The following is an 18041-nucleotide window of genomic DNA, read 5'->3' as shown; positions in this document are numbered from 1 at the left end:
GGGTGTAAAGCGGAATGACATGGTCGCCGGGTTTCAGCGTCGTGACGCCTTCGCCCACTTCCATAACGATACCAGCGCCTTCATGACCAAGGATCGAGGGAAAAAGCCCTTCAGGATCTGCGCCCGAGCGGGTGAACTCATCCGTGTGACACAGGCCCGTGGCCTTGATTTCGACTAGAACCTCGCCTTTTTTCGGGCCTTCAAGGTTCACTTCCATGATTTCAAGGGGCTTGCCTGCTTCTAAGGCGACGGCGGCTTTGGTGCGCATTTTGATCCTCCCACGGATTTTTCTTGATTAAGAAACATTCTATTATCATATTTTGGGACACAGTCTCGTTTTTTGAGAGGATTCGTCAACTTGCATCTTGAACGGATGATTGCCCTTCTCGAACTGGTTGCCATTGCTGGCCGCCCCATCACGGTGGCAGAGCTGCAAAAGGCAACAGGTTTGCCCAAGGCGTCCTGCTATCGTCTTGTCCAGACATTGCAGGAACAGCGCCTGCTGGAACAGTCTGATGCGGACGGCAAGGTGGTCATCGGAGAACGGCTGATACGGATCGCGCTTCTTGGCAAAGCAGATGTGGATGTACGCAAGGCGGCCGCGCCACTTTTGAAAACCGCAGCGATCAATTTCAACGAAACCGTATTTCTGGCGCGTTTTCGCAATCGAAAGGTCGAGATTATCCACGTTGAAACGCCAGACGATCCGGCGCGAGCGTTCATACATCCCGGCCTTGGTGTTCGGCCAATGCACGCCTGTTCCTGCTCCAAAGCAATTGCCGCTTTCACGGAAGGCGAGTTTCAAGAGACAATCCTGCAAGAGACGCTCAAGGCATATACCGAACATACCAAAACCACACCTGAAGTCCTGCGGGCAGAGTTCAAAGACATCGCAGCGCGGGGATACGCCGAGTGCGATCAGGAAATCGATATGGGGGTCGCAAGTGTTGCCGCCCCCATCACGATCGGAAACATCGGCGCAACGTTCAGCGTCGGTGCAGTCGGGCCAATCAGGCGGTTTGAAGCCCAATATCGGGAGGATATTGGCGTCAAACTTATCGATTTGGCAGAGAAAATCAGCGGAGCAATTCAGCTCTGCAATGTAGCGGAGGTTTAATCAACTGAAGTACCGGGCCGGTGATCCGGCTTGAAAAAGCCTCAGGAATTTCGGGGCAATCACTCTGGGAGGAGAACATAATGAATTTGAGACCTGATCCGACGTTTCACGCGTCGCCTAAGCTCGCCATGCAAGCACCCGTTGAGAATTATGCCTTTACGGTCATGCTCAGCCCTGATGGCTCTGAGTCAGACGGCATCGCCGTCGTAGATCTTAATCAGAAATCAGACACGTATGGTGAGATTGTGCACACAGTTATTGTGCCCAACAAAGGTGATGAATTCCACCATTTCGGTTGGAATGCATGCTCGTCTTCGCTGTCACCCCTGACCGGCCACGCCTTTTTGGAACGTCGATACCTGATCGTTCCGGGTATCCGCTCAAGCCGGATTTATGTGATCGATGCGAAAGAACCACTTGAGGCGAAAATCCACAAGATTATCGAACCAGAGGAGATTTTCGAGAAAACCGGCTATTCGCGTCCGCATACAATTCATTGTGGCCCAGAGGGTATCTATGTCTCAACCCTTGGCGGTGGTGGACCGGATGGGACCGACGGACCTCCCGGCATTTTCATTATGGATTGCGAAAGCTTCGAGGTGATTGGCCGCTATGAGATGGATCGAGGACCACAGGACAAACACTATGATTTCTGGTGGAACTTGCCTCAGGATTACATGGTCAGCTCAGAATGGGGCCTACCACCCCAGTTTGAAAACGGCATCGTGCCAGAGGATCTTTTGTCCAACAAATATGGCCACTCGATCCACTTTTGGAATCTGCGTGGGCGCAAAAACATCCAGACCATCGACCTTGGTGAAAACCACCAGATGGCACTAGAGATCCGTCCCGCCCACGATCCGACCAAATCTTACGGGTTCTGCGGCGTTGTGGTTGATACAACCAATTTGCAAGGCGCTATCTTTACATGGTGGCGTGATGATGACGGCAAATGGCAGGCGAAAAAGACCATTACCATCGACCCGCGTCCCGAGAAGGCCGAGAACCTTCCGCCGCTTCTTCAAGGATTTGAGGCTGTGCCCCCACTTGTGACGGACATCGACCTCAGCCTTGATGACAAATACCTTTATGTGGCATGCTGGGGGCAAGGAGAGATGCATCAATATGATGTATCTGACCCGATGAACCCCGTTCTGACCGGTAAAGTCGAGGTAGGAGGCATTGCCAAAGGCGCAGCGCATCCAAACGGCAAACCCTTTGCGTATGGGCCTCAGATGGTCGAAATCAGCCGTGACGGCAAACGCGTCTATTGGACCAATTCGCTGTATTCGACATGGGATGACCAGTTCTACCCAGATGACGAAGGCGGCCAGATGGTTATGGCACGAGTCGGCGAAAACGGAGGTCTGGAACTTGATCCCGACTTCTATGTTGATTTCCCGAAAGGTTATCGGTCTCACCAAATTCGCCTTGAAGGTGGTGATTGTTCGACCGACAGCTTCTGTTACCCGTCCGTCTAGATGGAAGCAGAGGCAATCTCAGTGGCGGCCCTATGGTGGGCCGTCATTTTTTCGGGCGTCTACCATGGTATCAACCCCGGCATGGGTTGGCCGCTGGCCGTTTCTGCGGCTTTGATGGAACGCAAACATTCCGCATTGCCAAAGGCTCTTGCCCTGCTGGCGCTCGGGCATTTCTTATCGATGACAGCAATCCTGTTGCCATTTTCATTGATGGTGTTTCTTGTCGATTGGCAGGTGCAGATCCGTGTCGCGGCGGGCTTAATCGTAATCGCAATGGGGATCTACCTGCTGATCAATCGGCAGCATCCGAAGATTCTTGCCCGTGTGCATCCCGCGCGTTTGGCACTCTGGTCTTTCCTTGCAGCCCTTGCACATGGGGCTGGATTGATGCTTGTCCCGATCTTTTTGGGTATCTGCGCCGTCGGTACTAGCGAAACAGGCCATGTTGCAGCGCAAACTTTGATGGGTAGCAACCTGATGATTGCGTTTACCGTGGCGGCGGTTCACACGTTGTCTATGACCTTGGCGGGTGGGGTCATTGCCACGATCATATACCAATGGTTGGGATTGAAATTCCTTTCAAAAACCTGGTTTAATCTGGATCTTGTTTGGGCATTAAGTCTCATCGGCGTTGGCGCTTTTGGAATATATTCCGTCTATCTGGGCCACTGACTTCAGTGGCGATGCTCAAGACACTCCTTGAATGCGTTTATGTGTATAGTCCTTCGTCCCGCTCAGTGGACCTCAAGGCCTCCCGCGGCTAAGGTCTGGTTTGAAGAAGCGAACAAAGTCGCTTCCAAAATCATGGCTCAAACCAGACATTGCTACATTTTTAGAAGCCAACGTCGCCAAGTTAGTAGGAAGAGTGTCAAAATTTAAGTAGCTTTCAAATTCTGTCTTATTGATCCATGGCGATCCTTGAAGCGTAACACTCCAAACGTTTTTTTTGGAGACCAAACATGAAGAAGTTCACCTTACCGCTCAGCATCATTACGACTGTGGCGCTTGCAGGCTCTGCAACAGCAGATTTGCAAGTCGAGTTTATCGAAGGTGCGCCGAAAGATCGTTTCGTAATAACAAACGTTGGCTATTGCGCGTTGGGCGCAGGGCAATTTGCGATTGATTTTGTCAATTCGAGTGCAGGTTTGATATTTGATGTCACGAACGAAGGTCCGGGCGTTAAGGTCTTTCAGCCTTTCGAAGTTACATCAGTCGCGGAATATTTGATGGCACAGCCCTCGGTCAAAGATGGTGATCAGCGCGCAGTGTTTGACATGTTCGGCCTCGGTGTGAGTAAGACAATCGCCTTCACAATCGATGTTGACGATACAATTGGCACTCGTGCGATCACGGTCGCCGATAGCGAAATCAGCGGAACGACGGTTTCGTTGTATGCAGCCGGAGGCACCTATTCTGCGGCGATGGATACCGAGGCGCAGGTACTGATATTCACGCCAAGCTGCGACGCATAGCGGTCCATCAGTAGATGAAACTTCGTCTTATCCTCGGTGATCAGCTTAGTCTGTCGACGTCAAGCCTGTCAGATGTCGCAAGCGATGATTTGATCTTAATGTGCGAGGTTCGGCAAGAAGCAACCTATGTGAAGTACCACAAAAAGAAGATCGCATTTGTGTTCAGCGCGATGCGTCATTTCGCGCGTGAGCTTAGGGATCGAGGGCTGCAGGTGCGCTATGTGACCTATGACGATCCGAACAACAGCGGGTCGCTGCTAGGTGAAATCAAAAAGGCCATCAACCTTCATCAATGTGATGAGTTGGTCCTTGCAAGACCCGGTGAGCATCGATTGCAAAGCGAATTTGATGTTCTGGCTGATGATCTTTCTGTGCCTGTTGTGATGCGCGAAGACGATCGGTTCTTGTGTTCGACAGACGATTTCGTCCGTTGGGCCGTTGGTCGCAAACAATTGCGGATGGAATACTTTTACCGCGAAATGCGGCGCAAATACTCAATCTTGATGGATGCTGAGGAACCGATTGGCGGCCAATGGAATTACGATGCAGAGAACAGGAAACCGCCGACGAATGGCATGGATATTCCAGAGACATACAAGTCTGATCCGGACGGGATCACACAAGATGTCATTGCCCTTGTCGAAACTTATTTTCCGGACCATTTCGGTGATCTGTTTCCCTTTCATTTCGCTGTAACCCGCGATCAAGCTTTAGCGGCTCTTGATGAATTTATCGCCCGACGTTTGCGCTTGTTCGGTGACTATCAAGACGTAATGATCGAAGGCGAACCGTGGATGTATCACAGCCATATTGCGCTTTACCTGAACTGCGGTCTTTTGAACCCGCTGGAATGTATTTCGCGCGCCGAGGCGGCCTATCATGATGGGACCGCCCCTCTAAACGCGGTCGAAGGCTTCATTCGCCAGATCCTTGGCTGGCGTGAATATGTTCGCGGTATTTACTGGCTGAAAATGCCGGACTACAAAGCCGCGAACTTCCTTGAAGCAGAACGCGCGCTTCCAGAATTCTATTGGACCGGCGACACGATGATGAACTGCATGCGGCAGTGCATCACGGAAACGAAACAGAATGCTTATGCACATCATATTCAACGCCTCATGGTGCTGGGGAATTTCGCGCTCTTGGTGGGGTTGGATCCCGATGAGGTCAACGAATGGTATCTGCTGGTTTATGCGGATGCCTATGAATGGGTTGAGCTGCCAAGTGTTTTGGGCATGATCCTGTTTGCCGACGGGGGACTGCTTGCCTCGAAACCGTATGCAGCCAGCGGCAGCTACATCAACAAAATGTCCAACTATTGTGGGTCGTGCACATACAAACCAACAGTCAAGAATGGGCCAAAGGCGTGCCCGTTCAATTACCTTTATTGGGACTTCGTGGCGCGCAATGATGTTAAACTGCGTGGGAATCCGCGCATGGGCTTTATGTATAAGAGCCTTGATCGGATGAACGACGAAAAACGCCAGGCGATACAAGATGACAGCGGGCGGTTTTTCAATGCGTTGCAAGCCAATGAAAAAGTCTGACCTGCCGCAGAAAACCTGCGTAACCTGCGGGCGGCCATTCGCGTGGCGAAAGAAATGGGCAAAGGTCTGGGACGAGGTCAAATATTGCTCTGAGCGCTGCCGCTGGACTCGGGGCTCGATCCATGCGCAAATCATCAAGGATGGTTCAAAATGACGACAACAGAAGACGTGTATGCCGATCTCCTCGGCCATCCAGAGACCGTTGCATTTGAACCGACAAGACAGGCCGGTCTCGCGCGGTTAGATGACTTCGCATCGCGCACATCGGCCCATTACACAGCAAGCCGAAACTATGACCTTGGTCCGACCGAGCGTAGCACGGTCTCTGCTTTATCACCGTGGATACGGCATCGCCTGATAACCGAAGAAGAGGTGCTGGCGCATACGCTTGCGCGGCACAGCCCCAATGCTGCAATGAAATTCATCCAAGAGGTCTTCTGGCGCGGATATTTCAAAGGCTGGATGCAACAACATCCTAGCGTTTGGACGGGGTACCAAAGTGGCCTTCGGACAGCGCAGAATGGATTAGAACGCAACGTGCATCACAACACGGATTACCAAAGCGCCATTGGCGGTCGCACGGGAATTACTTGCTTTGACCATTGGTGTCATGAGTTGAAAGAAACCGGATATCTACACAATCACGCGCGCATGTGGTTTGCTTCGATCTGGATTTTCACGTTGCGTCTGCCGTGGGAACTGGGCGCGCATTTTTTCCTGACACATTTGATTGACGGCGATCCGGCGTCAAATACGCTGAGCTGGCGCTGGGTCGGTGGGCTTCACACCAAAGGAAAGACATATCTGGCGCGACCATCCAACATAGCCAAATACACGCGAGGTACTTTTGAACCAATCGGCCAGTTGGCCCAAACTGCAGAGCCGTTGATTGAGAACGATATCCATCCTTTCGTTCCGTTCGTGCCATCGCAATCACCTATTCAAAAAGATTTCCTATTTTTGATAACAGAGGAAGATTGCCAGCCAGAAACCTTCATATCTGGAACGCCGAAAGATGTTGTCGGGTTGGTATCCCCGCGCGAAGCGGATCAAAGCGCAAAGTCCGCCACCTTCAAAAAAGGTGCCGTGGCAGATGCGGTGTTACGGCTTGGCGGGCAGGAGAATGCTACCGTTACAAACGATTGGACGTCCACGGTTATCACAGCCGCAGAGCAGGCTGGCACGTCTCAGGTTTTAACGGCATTTGCGCCAGTTGGACCCAGCGCAACAAAACTGGCAAACCTGCAAAATGTTTTGGCACAGGAGGGTATTACCCTCCACCAGCAACAGCGCCCCTATGATACGATCACGTGGCCCCATGCGACGAAGGGCTTCTTTAAGCTTAAGAAAATGATCCCGTCCATTTTGTCAGACCTTGGAGTCTCCGATGCCCAAACATTCTAACTTCACCGAACTGTCCCCAGATCTCATCAGCGGAGTGATTGAAATGGCGCTGTCAGACCACACAAGCTTCTCCGACATCCAAGCCGAATACGGAATCAGCGACAGCCAAGTGAAAACTCTGATGCGACGTGAGTTGAAAAGCGGAAGCTACAAAGCATGGCGCAGGCGCGTTCGGTCCTTTGGGGATCGCAGACAAGCGTATAAGTAGGCTCTCCTTGATGTCACAACCTCCCTGCATTGTTTGGTTCAAACGAGATCTGCGCGTCCGAGATCACGCGCCGTTGTTGGCGGCATCACACTTAGATCGCACTGTAATCCCTCTTTACATCGTCGAACCCGAATACTGGCAACAACCCTTCGCATCACGACGTCACTGGCACTTCATCCACGACTGCCTCGTTGACCTGAACAAACGTCTGACTGACCTTGGGCAACCGCTTATCATAAAGGTAGGCGACGCGGTTGAGGTCATCGACAGCCTGCAGCGCACACATGGTATCACTGATATCTTTGCCCATGAAGAAACGGGAAACGAATGGACGTATGCACGTGATCTTTCCGTGTCACGGCTTTGTGCAGATCGAAAAATCACGCTGCATGAATTTCCATCCAACGGCGTTGTACGTCGATTGCGTAGCCGCGATGATTGGTCGAGGATCAGAAACACCCGCATGGCCGAAGATCTACTGCCAAAGGTCAAAGGGCTTATATCGGCGCCGATAAACACGGATGCTTTACCTGAAAAGGAGTGTCCATTATTTGGCGCGCCCCTTGTCGGGAGGGTCCAAAAGGGTGGGAGAGAGGCGGCAGTTGAAGATCTACGCAGTTTCCTAATGCTGCGTTCACAACGATACCTGTCCCATATCTCTGCCCCAGGCGCGTCTGAAATCAACTGCTCGCGGCTCTCAGCGCATCTTGCTTGGGGATCTTTGTCTGTACGCGAAGTCGTGCAATCGCTTGCGAAACGCCGCGCTCAGTTGTCACCGTTAGAAAAAAAGAACTTTGGCCGTAACTTGAGCGCTTTTGGTTCGCGTCTGGCTTGGAGATGTCATTTCGTTCAGAAAATCGAAGACCAGCCAGAGATTGAAACAAAATGTATGCACCCAGCCTTCGAAGGTCTACGCGAGAACGAGCACAACGAAGCGTATTTTGAAGCGTGGGCAACCGGACAAACCGGATACCCATTCATCGATGCGTGCATGCGCAACCTTGTAAGCGAAGGATGGATCACCTTTCGAATGCGTGCGATGTTGGTGAGCTTTGCAAGCTATCAGTTATGGCTCGATTGGCGCATGACAGGGCATCATTTAGCGAAGATATTTACCGACTATGAACCCGGAATTCACTACAGCCAGCTTCAAATGCAATCTGGTGTGACCGGTATCAACGCAATGCGTGTGTACAACCCTGTCAAACAATCGAAAGAGCATGACCCTTCAGGCGCGTTTATCCGAAAATGGGTTCCCGAACTCAAAGCCGTGCCAAGCGAATTCATCCACACGCCATGGACTTGGGAGCGCACATTGATTGAAAATCTCGATTTTAAGGTAGGGCGCGATTACCCTGAACGTATTGTTGATCATGAAGTTGCAGCGAGAGTCGCTAAAAAACGAATTTCAGAAGTGCGCAATGGACGCAATTTTCGAGCATCCGCCAACGCAGTTTACCAAAAACTAGGAAGCCGAAATCGTTCTTCCATGCAGGGAGCGCGCAAGAAAAATGACGACACAAGGCAGTTATCATTGTTTTAAACGTTGCTCAGCGCGCGGATCAGATTATTTCACAGAGCCGCAACTTATGTTTGGCTTTCGCTCGAAGCGACCATGGCGGCATCGGGTCTCTGCACGTCCCAGAAGGACGGGCATCTCAAATGGCTAAGTTAAATTGACCATTGCAATGACAATGTCCGCTTTTGCATCGCCCTTCTGAAGGCTTCGCCAATGCGGCGAACGTCTGCATCCCGCCGGTTATGTCGATCGGCACCAACGGCCCAATGCTGCCGTTTTTTCATTTCTGACATGCTGCGACGTCGCGTAGCAAAGGGGACAACCACTGCGCTGGTGTAAAACACTGGTAAGCTCGGCCCCGCCTATTCGAATAGTGTTGGCGCAAACCTGTCTTATCGAAACTGTCCGTTCCAAGCGAAGCATCTGATCGACGGACAGGAAAATACTTCCAGAATTAAATATTATATATAATATATCGGTGATTCTGGGAGGACCTCATGCGCGCGAAACTAACCATTCCTGACCTTGCCGAAAAGAAACGCACCGGAGAGCGGCTCGTGATGGTGGCTGTCGGAGAAGTTCTGACTGCCGCTTGGGCCGAGCGCGCGGGCGTCGATATTGTCGGTGTGGGCGATAGTCTGGGGATGACCCTTTATGGCCATGAAAACACGTTGGCGATGACCGTGGATCACATGATTGCCCACACAAGGGCCGTGCGGCGCGGGGCGCCCAACACCATGTGTTTCGTATCCATGCCTTACGGCTCATATGCGACGCCTGACATGGCCGTGACAAACGCGGTGCGCCTGATGAAGGAAAGCGGCTGCGATGCGGTGAAACTACAGGGTGGGCGCGAGAAATTCGATATCATCAAGGCCGTGGCCGACGCCGGTGTGCCGGTGATGAGCCATGTCGGCCTGCTGCCCCATTACGTGCACAAGTTCGGAGGCTTCAAGATGCAGGGGCGCACCGCCGAAGCCGCATTGGAAATCATCGACAATGCCCGCGCAATCGAAGAGGCCGGCGCCATCGGGCTTGAGATCGAGGCGATGCCCTACGAGGTCAGCAAGGCCGTGGACGAGGCGGTAGACATCTTTACCTTTTCCATCGGCGCCGGGGCCGCAGGCACGGCACAGATGCTGAACGGCTATGATCTTCTGGGCGCATTTGACACGTTCAAGCCCAAGTTTGCCAAACGCTATGCCAACATGGCCGATGTCGCGGTACAGGCGTTTTCGGACTATGCCGACGATGTCCGAACCGGCGCGTTTCCGGACGAAGACCATTCCTATCAGATGAAACCGGACGAGGCACAACGGCTTGCCGACATTCTCAGGGAGGAGAGAGAATGAACGAACTGACCAAGGGCGCTCAACTGATCCCGAACGGGATGCTCGATGACAATTATCCGCGCAACATGTGGTGGTGTGCGGCCCATGTGGACGAGGTGACGGACAAGCCTCTGGCCCGCTGGCTTCTGGAAAAACCGGTGGTGATGTATCGCAAGGCAGATGGCACGCCGGTGGCGCTTGACAATCGCTGCCCGCATCGCTGGGCCCCGCTGTCCGAAGGCCGTGTGATCGACGATCAGCTGGTGTGCCCCTATCACGGCATGGAGTTCGGCGCGGACGGGGTATGCACACGCGTGCCGACCCAGAAGATGATCCCGAAAACAGCGCGCGTGCAAAGCTATCCGATGCGCGAAGCGGGCCGTTTCCTGTGGATCTGGATGGGCGATCCGGACAAGATCGACCATGATCCGGTGGACATGGGCTATCAGACCAACCCGGACTGGTCGGTCGTCACGGCCTATATGGAGGTCGATGCCAACTGGGTTCTGATCCGCGAAAACGTTCTGGACCTGACCCATATCGCCTTTCTGCATGCCAAGACCTTCAAACAGGGGGATTGGGAAAACCCGGCTGAAGTGTCCATGGAAGGCGAAACCATCGTCTATCGGCAGGATTTCGAGCCCTCGCCCCTGTCACCGCTGTTCTGTGCCGGTTTCGGGTTTCCCGATGGCAAGATCGTCAAACGCGAACAGGAAGGGCGGATGCCATCGCTGGCCGTGTCCTTCTCGGACTGGAACGTGCATGACATCGACGCGGTACCGGGCGAACGCGCGGATTACCTCGTGCGCGGCGCACATATCGTGACACCGGGCAAGCGGGGCGAGACACATTACTTCTTCGCTGCCGCGTTTGACGTGCCGGATGTGAGCGACGAGGTGCTGGAGCAGACCAAGGCCAACATTCTTGGTGCCTTCAACGAGGACAAGGATCTGTTACAGAAGATCCAGGCGCTGGTCTCGCAGGATCCCCGGGGGTTGGAGTTCCCCGAAATCAACCTTGGCGCAGATGGCGCAGGCGTGCGTGTGCGCCAGATCCTGAAACGCAAGCTGGACGCGGAACGCAGCGCTTGATCCTTCATGGCGGGGGCGCTTTGGCGGCCCCTTCCCCCCCCCCTCAACCCCAAGGGGCGTGTCCCCTCAAGCAAGGTCTTTCCAAATGGCAGAGATTGGACCCAATACCCGTCTGCGCACATCGCCGTTCTACGAGGCGACACTGAACGAGGGTGTCACCGCCTTTTCCCCCTATAACCGGATGCTGATGCCGGTGTCCTATGGCGACCCCATGGCCGAGTACGACCGGCTCATGCATGGCGTCAGCATGTGGGACGTCGCGGTGCAGAGACAGGTTCAGATTGAAGGACCGGACGCTGCACGTCTGGCGCAGATCCTGTCCGTGCGTGACCTTTCGGGCTGTTTTCCGGGACAGGGCAAATACGTGCCCATGTGCGACCACCGGGGCGTGCTGATCAACGATCCGGTGGTTCTGAAAATCGCGGACGATCTGTTCTGGCTGTCGATTGCCGACAACAACATGCTGATGTGGGCGCGTGGCATTGCTGCCGAACGCGGGCTGAACGTGAAGGTCAGCGAACCGGATGTTTCGCCGCTTGCGGTACAGGGCCCCAAGGCCGAAGATGTTGTGGCCTCGATCTTTGGAGATTGGGTGAGGACGATCAAGTTCTTCTGGTTCGCCGATGCACAAATTGACGGTATTCCGGTCAAGATCGCGCGTTCGGGGTTTTCCAAGCAGGGTGGTTTCGAACTTTATCTGACGGACGGCCGGCGGGGTGTTGATCTGTGGAACATCATCCGCGAGGCCGGGCAGCCGTGGGGCATCGGGCCGGGCAACCCCAATCCGATCGAGCGGATCGAGAGTGGATTGCTGTCATATGGCGGCGACACCGATGACATGACCAACCCGTTCGAGGTGCGACTGGACAAATATGTCGATCTGGATCTGGAAGATGATGTCATCGGCATCAAGGCCCTGCGTCGCATTCATGCAGACGGCCCCGCGCGCCATCAATTGGGTGTCAAACTGGATGACTGGTCCACGCAAACCGGCCACGCGACCTGGTGTGACGTGCTGGTGGACGGCAAGAAGGTCGGCAGCATGACCAACGGCGGCTGGTCGCCGCAATTGCATGCGGTCATCGGCTTCGTTCTGGTCTCGCGCAGCGTGCAGATCGGAGATAAGGTCGAGGTGGTCAGAAACGGCGAGCCGGTGCCCGGCACGATCTGCGATCTGCCATTTGTGTGAGAAGCAGCAACGAGGACAAGGCGTGCCCCGAACCCGAGGGAAACTTACCGATCCGGGAAGTCTGGTTGACCGGCTGGTGGTGATCATCCGCGACGACATTCTGGCAGGCGACTATGCTCCGGGCGCCCATATCGGTGTGAAAAAGATCGCCGATGCCCATGGGGTCAGCCTGATCCCCGTACGCGAGGCCCTGGCCCGCCTGCTGGCCTCGCGTCTTGTGCGGGTCGAGCCGAACCGGGGCTACTTTGTCGCCGACAAACCGACGACCCGGGAATTTGCCCAGTTCGTGCAGTTCCGCGAAATGTTCGAGCTGGCAGCGGTGGATCTCGGTTTTGACAATGTGACCGATGCCGACATCAAGGCCCTGCGCCGCCTCAATGACAGGATGCGCAAGATCGCCAGCAGCGAAAATGAAAAAGCCAAAGTCGACTGGGGGCGCCTGAATGGCGAGTTCCACATGATCCTCGTCGGGCTGGCCCGCAACGATTTCATTGTCGAGCAATACCGGAACCTGTCTTTCGACCATATGCATTTCCAGCTGGCCCGCGCCTACGACATCGAGTTCACCAGCCTGCAACTGTTGGTCGAACAACACGAGGGCATGATCGAGGCCTTGACGCACCGTGACAAACCGCTTTTGCTGGCGCGCCTGTCCGAGCACATCAACAACCTGAATTTGCCAACCTGAGCGGCATCGCCCTTTGCCGCATGACCTGGCTTACTCGGGCCATACCACACGAAAACCTTGGTGAGTGGTCGTGCTGTCCGGCGAAGTGCCGGACCGTGCGGCGATCCTGTAGCGGTAGCAATATGATACGTGACACAGAAACGATCCGCCTTTGGACAGTTTATAACCTTTCATCGTCGCAAGCCGCTGGCGCACGTGTTTCTTCAAGGACTTGATGCGATAGGCGTCGGCCGTCCATTCCCAGACATTGCCCACGACATTGTACAAGCCATAGCCATTCGGCTCATAGTGTCTGGCTGGGGCAGTGGTGACGAAACCGTCTTTCGCGCTGTTGGTTTTGGGGAAATCACCCTGCCAGATATTGCAGGGTTGGAAATCGGCATCATCGGGTTCGCGGTCACCCCAGGGAAAACGTACGTCACCCAACCCACCGCGAGCGGCATGTTCCCACTCGGCCTCGGTCGGAAGGCGGCCTCCTGCCCATTTGGCATAGGCCTGCGCATCGTTCCAAGACATTTGAACGACGGGATGGTCTGGCTTCCAGACGGCATCCATGGTGCCCGGTCCGTTGATGTCACGCCAGTTGGCGCCATCCACGCGCCGCCACCATTCGACGTCCTTGACGCCCAATGTCGGACCAAGCCCTTCCGGCACCTGCATCCAGAAGACGAAGGACCAGCCAAAGCGTTCGGCTTCGGTGACATAGCCGGTCTCGCTGATGAACGCGGCGAATTGCGCGTTCGTGACCGTGGTTGCCCCGATGCGAAAGGGTTTCACGCGGGTGTTCCGCACCGGGTCTTCGCCGTCATCCGGGATCTCGGGGCGGCTGGTGCCAGTGAACGACCTGCCGCCCGGAATGTGCACGGCATCGTCCGGTATGCGTTTTCCACCGGTGGCGATGGGCGCGGCAAGGGGCGTGTCGGCCCCCGCACTTCGTGAGGGGCTACAGCAGCTGCCTTTTTTCGTGTCTGGTTGCATGGAGTAAACTTAGGTTTCTGGCGAGCCATTTCCAAGCCGCTTGAACAGCAAACCGGCCAGACCCACGGTGAATAATATGCGAAACAGGTGATGGGTCGAGACAAGAACCGGACTGACCCCGAGGCTTAGCGCGATCAGGCTCATCTCGGTGACCCCGCCGGGAGCAAAGCTGATCAGCAATGTCTGGAAAGACACTGAAATGAACTGTCCCAGCATCAATGCAAAGCCCGACGCAATGGCAAGCGTCACCATGACCGATACAAACCCCAGCGCGAGAGCCCACAGCAAGCGTCGCGGGGTGGTCTTGGCAAACTGCGCGCCGAGGCTCGCACCGACGATCAGCTGGGCCAGGTTGAGAAGTGCCGGAGGCCCGCCCAGATCGATGACCCCCGAAGATTGCAGGATCGCCGTTAAAACCAAAGGACCAAGAAGCGGGGCTGCTGGCAATCGCGAGGCTTTGCCGATCCAAAGGCCAACGGGGGCGATCAAAGCCACCATCAGCCAATCCCGCCAGTCGGATGCACCCTTTTCGAGTGTCTGGCTCGCGGCGCTGCCCACCGCTTCTCCGGTCACCACCAGAAAAAGCAGGGGAACAATCAGGATCACCAGTACGATACGCACGAAATGCTGGATGCTCAGGGTCTCGACATCTCCGCCCGCTTTCGTCCCCATTTCCACGGCTTCGATCAACCCGCCCGGCATGGCAGCATAGAACGAGGTTGGCCGGTCATAGCCGCCCAGATAGTGAAAAATGACATAGTTCGACGCCTGCGCCAGAACGACAAAACCCATCATCGCACACAGTGTGACGGCAAGGGTTGGCGCCAAGGACAACACTTCGGGCGTGAAGGTCGTGCCAATCATCGTACCGATCACGGCAATGAACACCTGCCGCAAGAGCGTGGGGAAGAAAACCGGGCGCCCTGTGCGCGCGGCGAATGTCAGCGCAAGGACCGCAGTGGCCACCAGGCTTCCAAGAAGGAAGGGAATGGGCCACCCCATCGCAAGCGCCGCAAAAGCCCCCGCCAACGCTGTTGCGAGGACCAGTGTCAATTGCAGAGCTTTGGATCTGAGGTCTGTCATGCGGATAGCGGTTCTGTTTGGCAGAGTAACTCGGCGTGTCGCAGCATTTCATGGGGTTTCCGGTCAGTTCACCGATACCAGCTTCCCGGGGTTCATGATGTTCAGCGGATCAATGGACTGCTTCAGCTGGGCCATCAACTGGTAAGCTTCTCCGTGTTCTTCCGCCATGTATTTCTTCTTGCCGGTTCCGACGCCGTGTTCGCCCGTCACCGTGCCTCCAAAGGAAAGCGCCGCCCGATTCACATCGGAGGCCAGTTGCTTGGCACGGGCCATTTCGTCGGCATTGCCAGGGTCGATCAGGATCAAGAGGTGGTAGTTTCCGTCACCAACATGCCCCACGATCGGGGCGATCAGGCCGGAGTCGGCGATCAGCTCTTTGGTGCGCGCAATACAATCTGCCAGCGCTGAAATGGGAACGCAGCAATCTGTGACAACGCCTTCGCAGCCTTTGCGCAGCGACTTGCCCGCGTAATAGGCGTTGTGACGTGCCTGCCAAAGTCGCTCGCGATCTTCCAGTTTCGTCGCCCAGCCAAAGCCGGACACTCCGAATTCTTCCGCGACGCTTTCGAACAGGTCCACCTGTTCTTTGACACCCGCCTCGGACCCGTGAAATTCGAGGAAAAGATGCGGTTTTTCGGGAAGGTTCAGATCAGGGTTGAAGATATTCATGCCCTTCATCTGCACGTCGTCCAAAAGCTCGATCCGGGCCATGGGCAGCCCCATTTGAATGGCCATGATCACCGTGTTCACGGCATCATCAATGGTTTCAAAGGCACAGGTGGCCGAAAGCTCGGTATCCGGCCGCCCGAACAGGCGCACGGTCAGTTCGGTGATGATGCCCAAGGTGCCCTCGGACCCCACGAACAGATGGGTCAGGTCATATCCGGCCGAGGATTTCCGCGCGCGCGACCCTGTGTTGATCACTCTGCCATCCGGCAGCACAACCTCAAGCGCCAGAACGTTTTCACGCATGGTGCCATAACGCACGGTATTGGTCCCCGATGCGCGGGTCGAGGCCATGCCGCCCAGCGTGGCGTCCGCGCCCGGATCGACCGTGAACATCAAGCCCGTCGCGCGCAGGTTGTCGTTCAACTGCGTCCGTGTGACACCGGGTTGCACAACCGCGTCCAAATCGCTTTCGTGGATTTCCAGAACCTTGTTCATCCGGCTGGTATCGATGCTGATCCCGCCATGGATCGGGATCACGTGGCCCTCCAGCGACGTACCGATTCCAAAGGGAACAACGGGTATTTTATGTGCCGAGCAAATCTTCATGATCGCCGACACCTCGGCCGTGCTTTCCGGAAAGGCCACGCCGTCGGGTAAGGCGGGTGTGGAATAGGCTTCGTCACGACCATGGATTTCGCGCACGGATTGACCCGTGGACAAACGGTCACCCAGAAGGTCGCGCAACTCAGCCAAAGCCAAAGAAATAGTGTCCTGCGTCATGGCAGATCCTCGTGTTGAATTTTTATAGACGCCGTTCAGGTGGCGGGCGGCGGTGTTGCCGAGGGCGCACCCAGTTTCGACGCAGCCTCTTTTCCGCCATAGGCTTCGATCATCGCGTCCTGATCTTCGAAGGCTTCCGTATTGACGGTGTCCGGGTCACAGATCTTGCGAAGCTCCGCCTGCATTCGGGCAAGATCATCTGCATAAGCCGGGTTTTGCGCCTGATTGGTCAGCTCTTCGGGGTCTTCGGTCAGATTGAACAGCTCAGGCCCGAAGCCAACATATTCGATCAGTTTCAGATCGCCCTTGCGCAGCATGAATTCGCCAGAGACCGCGCCAATCGCGTGGTATTCGCTGAACACGGCGCGTTCGGTGTCGTCTTCAGACGCGGCAATATCATAGAGCGATTTCCCGGGGCGTTCGCCCGGAAGTTCGGCATCAAAGTGGTCGATGATGGTTTCGGAGATGTCCAAAAGGCTTGTGGTCGTGTGACTGGTAGGTCGGGGATCGGCCCCTAGATCGGGCGCAGGGGCAACGATCAACGGGATCGCGGCGGATTCCTCATACATGTTCATCTTGCCCCAGAGATCGCGCACCCCAAGGCTTTCGCCGTGATCGCTGGAATAGATGATCGTGGTATTGTCGAACTGCCCGCTTGCCTTCAGCGCGGCGACGATCCGCCCGACATTGTGGTCCATATAGCTGGTCAGCCCGTAATACGAGGCAATCGCAACGCGCCTCTCTTCCTCGTCCTTCCAGCCGTCCTCCGCGACCATCGCAGCCGCCATCTTGTCCTGCCACGGGTGGCGCGCGTAACCGCCCTTGAGCCGCAGCTTATCTGGCGGAAGCTTGTCCAATGGATAGAGGTCATAGAATTCCTGAGGCGAGATCAACGGGTGGTGCGGCGCAACCAGCCCGACATAGAGACACCAGGGCGCAACGCTGTCTTGTGTTTTGGACAGCCAGTCGCAAGTCATGTCCGTGACGCTGCGATCGTATTTTGTATAGCTGCTTTCGCCCGGTCCGATCGTGTCGCCCATCATGCGCACATGTTTGTTATAGACCCTCTCGTCTTCGCGGCGGATCGAGCCCCAGACCATACCCACGCCATCCGCGACATGCATCGGAATATGCTGCGTGTCGAAACCCGAATCGTCCTCTTCATGGCGGTAATGCAGCTTGCCGATAGATTCGACGCGCACCCCTTTGTCCTGCAACGCATGCCCCCAGCCACGCGGCATTCCCTTGTAAGGCATTGCGTTGTCCCAGTTGCGGATCTCGTGCACTTGCCGACCGGTCGCAAAGGCCGCGCGGGCAGGAACACAGATCGGAGAGGGCGTATAGGCGTTGGTAAAACGTGTGCCACGTGCGGCCAGTTCATCCAGGTGCGGTGTCTGTACCACCGGATGGTTTGCACAGGACATGGCCCGCGCCTGATGTTGGTCGGACAGGATGACCAGAAGGTTGGGGGTGGATTTCATGGC

At 55.4% G+C, this 18041-nt stretch carries 18 protein-coding genes; 13 read left to right on the top strand and 5 right to left on the bottom strand.

Annotation, left to right across the window (positions count from 1 at the left end; translation table 11 throughout):
- The coding region (locus tag PH7735_RS13140) for an alcohol dehydrogenase catalytic domain-containing protein (RefSeq protein WP_158503229.1) at positions 1 to 268 on the bottom strand (268 nt) is incomplete at its 3' end.
- 90 nt (positions 269 to 358) lie between these two features.
- On the opposite strand from PH7735_RS13140, the gene PH7735_RS13135 reads away from it, so the two are divergent.
- The 13 genes from PH7735_RS13135 to PH7735_RS13080 all read left to right on the top strand — a co-directional run bounded on the left by PH7735_RS13135 (position 359) and on the right by PH7735_RS13080 (position 13047).
- A complete protein-coding gene (locus tag PH7735_RS13135; protein ID WP_082645236.1) occupies positions 359 to 1117 on the top strand; it encodes an IclR family transcriptional regulator in 759 nt (252 codons plus the stop codon).
- Between the two features lie 80 nt (positions 1118 to 1197).
- Positions 1198 to 2598, top strand: coding sequence for a selenium-binding protein SBP56-related protein (locus PH7735_RS13130; RefSeq protein WP_058311814.1), 1401 nt, complete (start codon positions 1198 to 1200; stop codon positions 2596 to 2598).
- Positions 2599 to 3270, top strand: coding sequence for a hypothetical protein (locus PH7735_RS13125; protein WP_058311813.1), 672 nt, complete (start codon positions 2599 to 2601; stop codon positions 3268 to 3270).
- A 287-nt stretch (positions 3271 to 3557) separates the two neighbouring features.
- A complete protein-coding gene (locus tag PH7735_RS13120; RefSeq protein ID WP_145865329.1) occupies positions 3558 to 4070 on the top strand; it encodes an aggregation factor core in 513 nt (170 codons plus the stop codon).
- A 14-nt stretch (positions 4071 to 4084) separates the two neighbouring features.
- A complete protein-coding gene (locus PH7735_RS13115) occupies positions 4085 to 5617 on the top strand; it encodes a cryptochrome/photolyase family protein (protein WP_058311812.1) in 1533 nt (510 codons plus the stop codon).
- Positions 5568 to 5771, top strand: a complete 204-nt coding sequence (locus tag PH7735_RS20335; RefSeq protein ID WP_370737387.1) for a DUF2256 domain-containing protein — start codon at positions 5568 to 5570, stop codon at positions 5769 to 5771. The genes PH7735_RS13115 and PH7735_RS20335 overlap by 50 nt, the downstream gene beginning before the upstream one ends.
- Positions 5768 to 7021, top strand: a complete 1254-nt coding sequence (locus PH7735_RS13110) for an FAD-binding domain-containing protein (RefSeq protein ID WP_058311811.1) — start codon at positions 5768 to 5770, stop codon at positions 7019 to 7021. Before PH7735_RS20335 ends, PH7735_RS13110 begins: the two co-directional genes overlap by 4 nt.
- Entirely contained in the window at positions 7005 to 7229 is a 225-nt protein-coding gene (locus PH7735_RS13105; RefSeq protein ID WP_058311810.1) for a DUF2805 domain-containing protein, read from the top strand. Before PH7735_RS13110 ends, PH7735_RS13105 begins: the two co-directional genes overlap by 17 nt.
- Positions 7230 to 7239: 10 nt before the next feature.
- Positions 7240 to 8772 (top strand): FAD-binding domain-containing protein, encoded by a 1533-nt coding sequence (locus tag PH7735_RS13100; RefSeq protein WP_058311809.1) that lies wholly within the window; start codon positions 7240 to 7242, stop codon positions 8770 to 8772.
- A 473-nt stretch (positions 8773 to 9245) separates the two neighbouring features.
- Entirely contained in the window at positions 9246 to 10100 is an 855-nt protein-coding gene (gene panB / locus PH7735_RS13095) for a 3-methyl-2-oxobutanoate hydroxymethyltransferase (RefSeq protein WP_058311808.1), read from the top strand.
- A complete protein-coding gene (locus tag PH7735_RS13090) occupies positions 10097 to 11170 on the top strand; it encodes a Rieske 2Fe-2S domain-containing protein (protein WP_058311807.1) in 1074 nt (357 codons plus the stop codon). The genes panB and PH7735_RS13090 overlap by 4 nt, the downstream gene beginning before the upstream one ends.
- Positions 11171 to 11255: 85 nt before the next feature.
- Positions 11256 to 12359 (top strand): glycine cleavage T C-terminal barrel domain-containing protein, encoded by a 1104-nt coding sequence (locus PH7735_RS13085; RefSeq protein WP_058311806.1) that lies wholly within the window; start codon positions 11256 to 11258, stop codon positions 12357 to 12359.
- A 22-nt stretch (positions 12360 to 12381) separates the two neighbouring features.
- Positions 12382 to 13047: a GntR family transcriptional regulator gene (locus tag PH7735_RS13080; protein WP_158503227.1), complete on the top strand. Its 666-nt coding sequence runs from the start codon at positions 12382 to 12384 to the stop codon at positions 13045 to 13047.
- A gap of 30 nt (positions 13048 to 13077) precedes the next feature.
- Here PH7735_RS13080 and PH7735_RS13075 read toward each other — a convergent pair whose 3' ends face one another.
- The 4 genes from PH7735_RS13075 to PH7735_RS13060 form a co-directional block, all read right to left on the bottom strand.
- Entirely contained in the window at positions 13078 to 14025 is a 948-nt protein-coding gene (locus PH7735_RS13075; protein WP_058311804.1) for a formylglycine-generating enzyme family protein, read from the bottom strand.
- Between the two features lie 9 nt (positions 14026 to 14034).
- Positions 14035 to 15108 carry an AbrB family transcriptional regulator gene (locus PH7735_RS13070; protein ID WP_058311803.1) on the bottom strand — a complete coding sequence of 358 codons (1074 nt, stop codon included), beginning with the start codon at positions 15106 to 15108 and terminating at the stop codon, positions 14035 to 14037.
- 63 nt (positions 15109 to 15171) lie between these two features.
- On the bottom strand, positions 15172 to 16557 hold the full coding sequence (locus tag PH7735_RS13065) for an FAD-binding oxidoreductase (RefSeq protein ID WP_058311802.1): 1386 nt from the start codon (positions 16555 to 16557) through the stop codon (positions 15172 to 15174).
- Positions 16558 to 16592: 35 nt separating this feature from the next.
- Positions 16593 to 18038, bottom strand: a complete 1446-nt coding sequence (locus PH7735_RS13060; protein ID WP_058311801.1) for a sulfatase family protein — start codon at positions 18036 to 18038, stop codon at positions 16593 to 16595.
- Positions 18039 to 18041: the final 3 nt, after the last annotated feature.

It is taken from the genome of Shimia thalassica, assembly GCF_001458215.1.
Lineage (GTDB): Bacteria > Pseudomonadota > Alphaproteobacteria > Rhodobacterales > Rhodobacteraceae > Shimia > Shimia thalassica.
This window is presented reverse-complemented; position numbering and strand designations above follow the sequence as displayed.